Genomic DNA, 6250 nt, shown 5'->3' with positions numbered 1-6250 from the left:
CCCTACTTGACCATTCATCCATTACTTCCGTTAAGCAATGGATAGAAAGCGGTCAATATGTCAAAATGTAGATCGCAACGAGCGCTGAACAATCACTTTGTTCCAAAACATTGGCTGAAGAGGGGCAGAATCGTATGCAGATCTTAACGGAAAAGATACAAACCTTGTTATCTTCATGAAAAATGTTGATGAAAATCTCGTTTTATTAAACCAATTTTTCCTAAGCCTTACCGAGTTTGTTAAGCTAGTACAGGGAATAGACTACCAGGCAAATTTACTATCATTGAACTCAGCCATCAAGGCACCACGGGCAGGCGAACATGATGGATTTGTTTCAAATGAGGTCAGGAAACTTGCAGAACAGACTAAAAAATCGATAGCTGAAATAGATGCAATCGTGCAAACATCAAATGAATATATGAAAGATTTTGTTGATTCCATCCCAAGGGTCAATGAAGCGGTACAAGCAGGAGAGAAAGAATTGGAGTCAACAGAAAATATTTTTAATGAAATGATCGGGGTTATCAAAGGGAATGTGACCGATTCTGCAGAAAAGGAAATGGAAATTCAGGGATTAGTGTCAAACATCCAGGAAATCGGAAACGATACTGAAAAGGTTTCAAGGCATGCCGGTATCCTGAATCCTGAATAACACGGCTAATGAATTGCAGAATGGAAAATAGGCCCATGCATAAGGGCCTATTTTCACTTTGATCTTACAACCACTTTACCTTCGGTTCAGTTTTATCGATAATTCGCTTGATGTTAGCTCGATGCCGGTAAAAAATGAAAATCGTTATTAAACTGATTACAATAATGAGCGCCGGATCATCAATATGGAAAACTAAACTGTAGATGAGAGCAAGAAGACAAGCAATCATGGATGAAAGCGAGACATATTTGGATATGTATAAGGATATAAAGAAAATGATGACGGCAAAGACAAAAAACCATGGTTCATAAGCAAGAATGACACCAGCAGAAGTTGCCACCGCTTTTCCGCCCCGAAAATTTGCAAAAATGGGAAACATATGACCGATGACCGCAATAACTCCGGCTAGCAATAAATGCATGTCCACGCCTAGCATATACGGCAGATAAGTTGCTAGGGTACCCTTAAGTATATCCATGATAGTAACGGTTAGCCCTGCCTTGACACCAAGTGTCCTGAAGGTATTTGTCCCGCCCAGATTTTTACTGCCATGCTCCCGGATGTCGATTTTGTAAAATGTTTTACCAATTATTAAACCGGAAGGAATCGAGCCGATCAGGTAGGCAGCCAGTATAGTGATAAATGTAAGCATTCTATTACCCTTTCTTTTAAGAAAAATCTTCTTTTTTTATCACGTTTAAGGGTCGATTAATCCCTTTTTCAAAATAAACGTGTAGAAATAGCTAAAAACAGCCTTAAAATCCCTGTTAAGCTTCTCTTATTGTAACATTTTCGTGACAAAATGGTACGGTTGTCCAAAAAAAATCCACTAAAAAAATGAATTTTCCTTGATGAACTTACATCTTTTGATATACGTTAAGTTCATGAAGGGTGAAAAGTTTAGCCTTCCTTATTTTCGTCAATATAAATGAAGGATGCCTCTTTGTATAAATTGTTACAATACGTGGTAGTCTGTATGAACATAAGTAAGTTAAGTGAGTCATGCCTTTTCGAAACTTTTTCTTTCTTGTATAATGGTTTTTCTTAATAATGGTAATAAACAGCTTTTGTCTGTAGATGCCTTTGTTAGGAATACTCTTTAGTCAAATATTACATTTTATTATAAAGGGGATTGAAAAAAATGATAGAAAATCCAAGCAGGGAAGAAATGGGAAAGATGTTGAAAAAATCGAAGCGCATCGCTGTCGTTGGCTTATCTAATAACCCTGAGCGTACTTCTTATATGGTATCAAAGGCCATGCAGGAAAGCGGATATGAAATCATCCCGGTAAACCCTGCTATCTCTGAAGTGCTGGGTGTCAAGGCAGTTAAAGCTCTGAAAGATATTGAAGGTCACGTCGATATCGTCAATGTTTTCCGCCGTTCAGAGTTCCTTCCGGAGATAGCCAAGGAATTTGCAGAAATCGATGCAGATATCTTTTGGGCGCAGCTTGGGGTGGAAAATGAAGAAGCCTATAATTTTTTGAAAGAAAAAGGATATACTGTCATCATGAATCGATGCATAAAAGTCGAACACGCCCTTACCAAGTAATATGAAGAGCGGAACTTCCGCTCTTTTTTTAGGCATCGCTGTATCTCAATCGGAGAAAAAACTAAAAGGCAGCCATAGCGGGCACCGAGCGATCGGGAAATTTGGGCCATTAAAGCTAAATTTGATTAAAATAATAAAAGTATATTTGCCAAATGAAAATTTACCGCTACAATTAGAATGGTAGCTATGATACGTTTTGTTCCACACAAATGTGCAAACGCTAATAAAAAGGATAAAAAAATAGAACACTTGTTCTTTGTTCGGGAAAGTATTATACTTTTTATATGATATTAACGTATTAATGAATTTGTTAAGCTAGTGAGTCATTTCATTGCAGTATGATTTGGCCCGGAAATTGTGTTTAGTAAGGAAAGGGGAATTTCTGTGGCAAAGAAAGTAAAAACAATCGAGTACAATGATGATGCAATTCAGGTACTGGAAGGACTCGAAGCGGTCAGAAAACGTCCCGGTATGTATATCGGCAGTACTGATGCACGCGGACTTCATCATTTAGTGTACGAGATTGTAGATAACTCCGTAGATGAGGCTTTAGCTGGATATGGAGACCAAATTAGTGTGAAAATACATAAAGATAACAGTGTAAGTGTGTCGGATAAAGGGCGCGGAATGCCTATTGGCATGCATAAATTAGGTAAGCCGACGCCTGAAGTCATTTTGACGATTCTTCATGCTGGAGGGAAATTTGGACAAGGCGGATATAAAACGAGTGGAGGCCTTCATGGAGTAGGTGCTTCGGTCGTTAACGCGTTGTCTGAATGGCTTGTCGTGACCATCAAACGGGACGGGTTCATTTACGAACAACGTTTTTTCAATGGCGGAAAGCCAGAGACCACACTGGAGAAAATCGGTAAAACGAATCAAGCTGGGACCAAAATCCACTTCAAGCCCGATCCAAAAATATTTTCGGTGACGACTTTTAATTATGATATCTTATGTGAACGTCTTCGCGAATCGGCTTTTCTTTTAAAAGGCATGAAGATAGAATTGACGGATGAGCGTAACGACCATAATGAAATTTTTCACTATGAAAATGGAATTGAAGCGTTTGTTGATTATTTAAATGAAGAAAAAGAGACCCTTCATAGTGTAGTCAGCTTGGAAGGGGAACAAAATGGGATAGAGGTCGAACTCGCCTTTCAATTCAATGATGGTTATTCAGAAAATATTTTAAGCTTTGTAAATAACGTTCGTACAAAAGACGGAGGCACCCATGAGATTGGTGCAAAAACGGCCATGACAAGGGCATTTAATGATTATGCCAGAAAAATGGGGCTCTTAAAGGAAAAAGATAAAAACCTCGAAGGTACCGATATACGTGAAGGCTTGTCTTCAATCATTTCAGTACGTATCCCTGAAGAACTTCTTCAATTCGAAGGACAAACCAAGAGCAAGCTTGGAACCAGTGAAGCCCGTTCTGCAGTCGATTCCATCGTATCAGAGCACTTAGCCTACTTTTTTGAAGAAGATCCGACAACGAGTACCCTATTGGTTAAAAAAGCGATTAAAGCGTTCCAAGCAAGGGAAGCTGCACGCAAAGCTCGTGAGGACGCAAGAAGCGGGAAGAAACGGAAGAAATCCGATGCAATCCTTTCTGGGAAATTAACACCAGCTCAATCGAAGAATCCCGAACGGAATGAATTGTATCTTGTGGAAGGGGACTCTGCTGGGGGATCCGCTAAGCAAGGCCGGGATCGCCGTTTTCAAGCAGTACTGCCATTACGGGGTAAAGTTATCAATACGGAAAAGGCGAAACTAGCCGATATTTTTAAAAACGAGGAAATAAATACGATCATCCATGCCATCGGCGGAGGTGTCGGGGCGGAGTTCAACACGCCGGACACTAACTATGATAAAGTGATCATCATGACTGATGCCGATACGGATGGTGCCCATATCCAAGTGCTGCTGCTGACTTTCTTTTATCGCTATATGAAGCCGTTAATAGAGTCAGGGAAGGTTTACATTGCCTTGCCCCCTTTATATAAAGTGAGCAAAGGGACCGGGAAGAAAGAAGTAATTGAATATGCATGGAGTGACGAAGAACTTCAGGGAGCGATAGACAAGGTGGGGAAAGGCTATATGATTCAGCGCTATAAAGGGCTGGGTGAGATGAATGCCGACCAATTATGGGATACCACCATGAACCCGGAAACAAGGACATTGATACGTGTGAAGATCGATGATGGTGCCCGTGCAGAAAGACGTGTGACAACGTTGATGGGAGATAAGGTTGAACCGCGTCGTAAGTGGATTGAAGCCAATGTCGCTTTTGGTCTCGAAGAGGAATCGAATATTTTAGATAATGAAAATATGTCGATTGAAGAGGAGGTCATTAACGATGGTATTTGAAGAAACGTTTCGAGATTTGCCGCTTGAAGAGGTAATTGGTGACCGCTTCGGGCGTTATAGTAAATATATTATCCAAGACCGGGCACTTCCGGATGCTAGGGACGGTTTAAAACCGGTGCAGCGCAGGATATTGTATGCGATGCATGTCGAAGGAAATACTCAGGAAAAAGGATTCAGGAAATCCGCAAAAACGGTCGGTAATGTAATTGGTAACTATCACCCTCACGGAGATTCGTCCGTTTATGAGGCAATGGTTCGGATGAGCCAAGACTGGAAGCTGCGGAAGGTCATGGTCCAAATGCACGGAAACAATGGCAGTATCGATGGTGATCCTCCTGCTGCGATGCGGTATACGGAAGCAAGGCTTTCATCGATTGCCTCCGAGATGCTGCGGGATATAGAAAAAAGGACGGTCGATTTCGTACCGAACTTTGATGATACATCTGAAGAGCCCATTGTATTACCTGCAATGTTCCCTAACCTGCTTGTAAACGGCTCTACAGGAATTTCAGCCGGCTATGCCACTGAAATCCCGCCACATCAACTTGGTGAAGTCATTGATGCTGCCATTATGCGAATCGATAAACCGGAAGCGACAGTCGCTGATTTAATGACGGTCATTAAAGGGCCGGATTTTCCTACTGGCGGTATCATTCAAGGAATTGAAGGCATTCGTAAGGCCTATGAAACAGGTAAAGGGAAAATAATCATTCGCGGGTTGGCGGAAGTGGAAACGATTCGGGGCGGCAAGCAGCAAATCGTCATCACTGAAATCCCATATGAAGTCAATAAAGCAAACCTTGTCAAGAAGATGGATGAGTTCCGTCTAGACCGGAAAGTGGAAGGCATTGCCGAAGTAAGGGATGAAACCGACCGTACAGGACTGCGCATTGTCATTGAACTGAAAAAAGAAGCAGATGCAAATGGAGTCCTGCATTATTTATACAAAAATTCCGATCTCCAAATCGCTTACAATTTCAATATGGTTGCGATTTATAAAAAACGTCCAACATTGATGAGCCTGCCTAAAATGCTCGATGCATATATCGAACACCGTAAAGAGGTAATCGTGAACCGTTCACGTTATGAGTTGCAAAAGGCACATGACAGGGCACATATCGTCGATGGTTTAGTGAAGGCTTTATCCATATTAGATGAGGTCATCGCTGTCATCCGGGCATCTAAAGACAAACGGAATGCTAAAGATAACCTCATTGCTAAATTCGCTTTTACAGAAGCGCAAGCTGAAGCCATTGTCTCCTTGCAGTTATATAGGCTGACAAATACGGATATTACAGCACTTGAAGCAGAGGCAGCGGAATTGAAGAACAAAATAGAGGAATTGACAAAGATTCTTGGCAGTGAAAGAGTTCTTCTTCAAGTAATTAAAAAAGAACTTAGATTCATTAAAAAGGGCTTTGATGACGGACGGCGTTCCAAAATCGAAAAAGAAATTGAAGAAATCAAAATCAATCTTGAAGTCTTGATTGCTAGTGAAGACGTGATGGTTACCGTGACGAAAGAAGGCTATGTCAAACGGACATCGTTACGATCATATGCAGCATCAGGAGGTCTTGATTTTGGCATGAAGGATTCCGATCGCCTGCTCCAGAGGCTGGAGATGAATACAACAGATGTCCTGTTGCTGTTCACATCCAAAGGGAACTACCTATACC

The 6250-nt window shown here is 41.2% G+C and carries 5 protein-coding genes; 4 read left to right on the top strand and 1 reads right to left on the bottom strand.

All coding sequences use genetic code 11. From position 1 onward, the window contains the following. The first annotated feature begins 175 nt into the window (after nucleotides 1–175). Nucleotides 176–652, top strand: coding sequence for a methyl-accepting chemotaxis protein (locus ACFVSH_RS21650; protein ID WP_387707756.1), 477 nt, complete (start codon nucleotides 176–178; stop codon nucleotides 650–652). Between the two features lie 64 nt (nucleotides 653–716). Here the strand turns inward: ACFVSH_RS21650 and plsY are convergent, their stop codons facing one another. Next, a complete protein-coding gene (plsY, locus tag ACFVSH_RS21645; protein ID WP_260286133.1) occupies nucleotides 717–1304 on the bottom strand; it encodes a glycerol-3-phosphate 1-O-acyltransferase PlsY in 588 nt (195 codons plus the stop codon). Between the two features lie 489 nt (nucleotides 1305–1793). Here plsY and ACFVSH_RS21640 point away from each other — a divergent pair, with 489 nt between their 5' ends. The 3 genes from ACFVSH_RS21640 to parC form a co-directional block, all read left to right on the top strand. After that, nucleotides 1794–2204, top strand: coding sequence for a CoA-binding protein (locus ACFVSH_RS21640; protein ID WP_098371897.1), 411 nt, complete (start codon nucleotides 1794–1796; stop codon nucleotides 2202–2204). 384 nt (nucleotides 2205–2588) lie between these two features. After that, nucleotides 2589–4574: a DNA topoisomerase IV subunit B gene (parE, locus tag ACFVSH_RS21635; protein ID WP_141994290.1), complete on the top strand. Its 1986-nt coding sequence runs from the start codon at nucleotides 2589–2591 to the stop codon at nucleotides 4572–4574. Then, a partial coding sequence (gene parC / locus ACFVSH_RS21630; protein ID WP_387707754.1) for a DNA topoisomerase IV subunit A occupies nucleotides 4564–6250 on the top strand: 1687 nt, incomplete at its 3' end. The genes parE and parC, both read left to right, overlap by 11 nt.

Origin of the sequence: Peribacillus sp. NPDC058002 (assembly GCF_042886655.1) — a bacterium.
GTDB classification, from domain to species: domain Bacteria; phylum Bacillota; class Bacilli; order Bacillales; family DSM-1321; genus Peribacillus; species Peribacillus aracenensis.
This window is presented reverse-complemented; position numbering and strand designations above follow the sequence as displayed.

Bases quoted from the DNA above. Each gene is read 5' to 3' on its own strand.
- ACFVSH_RS21650 (WP_387707756.1), top strand. From the start codon at position 176: ATGAAAAATGTTGATGAAAATCTCGTTTTATTAAACCAATTTTTCCTA.
- plsY (WP_260286133.1), bottom strand. From the start codon at position 1,304: ATGCTTACATTTATCACTATACTGGCTGCCTACCTGATCGGCTCGATT.
- ACFVSH_RS21640 (WP_098371897.1), top strand. From the start codon at position 1,794: ATGATAGAAAATCCAAGCAGGGAAGAAATGGGAAAGATGTTGAAAAAA.